1 protein-coding gene is annotated in these 2,142 nt (G+C 44.0%); it reads right to left on the reverse strand.

The features are described 5' to 3' along the window. Window positions 1-197 precede the first annotated feature (197 nt). Window positions 198-2,084: an amidophosphoribosyltransferase gene (locus E1163_RS00875; protein WP_155168639.1), complete on the reverse strand. Its 1,887-nt coding sequence runs from the start codon at window positions 2,082-2,084 to the stop codon at window positions 198-200. Window positions 2,085-2,142 lie beyond the last annotated feature (58 nt).

A 2,142-nucleotide genomic window follows, 5' to 3' on the forward strand; every position in this document is an offset into this window, starting at 1 on the left:
TGCTTCCGCCGGCTTATGGAAAGATAGGGACGTTAATGCGAAAGAACTGCAAAAAAGTGCGTGGAAAAGGAATCATTAGTTCTTTGCGATACCAATATCTGGATAGATTTTTCTCTCAAAGAACTCTGTGCAAACAAAATAGAAAAGCCCGAGATTGAATCCCGGGCTTTTCCATTAAATGTCTGGTTATATTTATTTTAATAAGCCCTTACCAGCTTACCTTCCATAAAGTTGACATATGACTGATTCGCCACCCTCACGCCGCCCGGAGTGGGGAAATAACCGGTAAAGTACCAGTCTCCCTGATGATTGGGGCATGCTTTGTGCAGATTTTCTACGGTCTGATAGATTACTTCAAGCTCAGATGTCATCTCTTGAGGCTTTACGATCTCAGCAATTTTTTCTGAGAGCTCTTCATAGCTAAAGAGGTCATAAAGCTTGTTCACATGGTTTACAGGCTCTTTTTTGGCAAGCGACTGCTTACAAAGCTCATAAACCTCCTCCATCATGTATTCCTTGCCTTTATCTTTCAAGAGTTCCACCATAGCCCTGAATGCAATGAATTCGTTCATCTTAGACATGTCAATACCATAACAATCAGGGAACCTGATCTGCGGCGCAGAAGATACAATCACCACCTTCTTGGGCTTAAGTCTGTTGAGCATGGTGAGGATACTCTTTTCCAGTGTAGTACCACGAACGATAGAGTCATCGATGATCACCAGGGTATCCGTATGCTTTCTGATCACCTCATAAGTAGTGTCATAAACATGGGCTACCATCTCATCCCTATGGTCGTCATCAGCAATAAAAGTCCTTAGTTTGGCATCTTTGATTACAATCTTCTCTACCCTTGGCCTAAACGACAGGATGTCCTCTACGGAATCCACCCGCGGCTTGCCTTCCAGCACAACCTCTTTACGCTTGGCGCTCAGATAGTCTTCCATACCCTCCATCATACCTAAAAAGGCTGTTTCCGCAGTGTTGGGGATGTAGGAGAAAACCGTGTTTTTAAGATCGAAATTAATAGCCTTCAGGATCTGGGGAACCAGAAGTTTACCCAGTTTTTTTCTTTCGTTATAAATATCAGGATCCGTTCCCCTTGAGAAGTATATCCTCTCAAAGCTGCATGACTTTTTCTCGGTAGGTTTAATGAACTGATATTCACCAAACTGCCCGTTCTTTTTCACGATCAATGCATGGCCAGGGCTGATTTCTTTGATCTGATTATAATCAACATTGAAAGCGGTTTTGATGGCCGGCTTCTCAGAGGCCACTACGATCACTTCATCATCGGCATAATAATAGGCAGGTCTGATACCCGCAGGGTCTCTTGCCACAAAAGCATCACCATGTCCAACCATTCCGGCCATGGTATAACCACCATCAAAATCTTTACAGGCGCGGCTCAGTACCTTTTGCAGGTCAAGTTCGCTTTCTATTACCTCAGTGATCTCCTGATTGGAGTACTGCTCCTTATATTTTCTGAAGATATCGTTGTTTTCTTCATCGAGGAAGTGGCCTATTTTCTCCATTACCGTAACGGTATCCACTTTCTCTTTGGGGTGCTGACCAAGCTTTACCAGGATGTCGAACAGTTCATCCACGTTGGTCATGTTAAAGTTTCCGGCCACTACGAGGTTACGGCTTCTCCAGTTATTTTGCCTTAGGAAAGGGTGACAGTTTTCTATACTGTTCTTGCCGTGGGTTCCATACCTCAGGTGCCCCAGCCATAGCTCTCCGGTGAAGGCACAATTCTCTTTCATCCACTTTTCATCGTAATACTTGTGACCTCCTTCCTTTTGGGCTTTTCGGTACTTTTTGCCGACCTTCTCAAAAATCGTCTTTATCGGGTCCTGATCAATGGATCGGTAACGACTGATATACCGCAGGCCTGGCTTAAGGCCAATCTTGATATTGGCAACGCCGACACCATCCTGGCCCCGGTTACGTTGTTTCTCCATCAAGATGTACATTTTGTTTACGGCATAGGTCGGTGAACCGTATTTTTCGATGTAGTAAGATAGTGGTTTTCGTAGCCTGATCATGGCTACACCACATTCGTGTTTTATGCTGTCACTCATGCGTGGAAATTAAAATGCAAAGCTAACACTATTAATAATTCTCATCAAACCATCTGGT

Origin of the sequence: Fulvivirga kasyanovii (genome assembly GCF_009711405.1) — a bacterium.
Taxonomy (GTDB): domain Bacteria; phylum Bacteroidota; class Bacteroidia; order Cytophagales; family Cyclobacteriaceae; genus Fulvivirga; species Fulvivirga kasyanovii.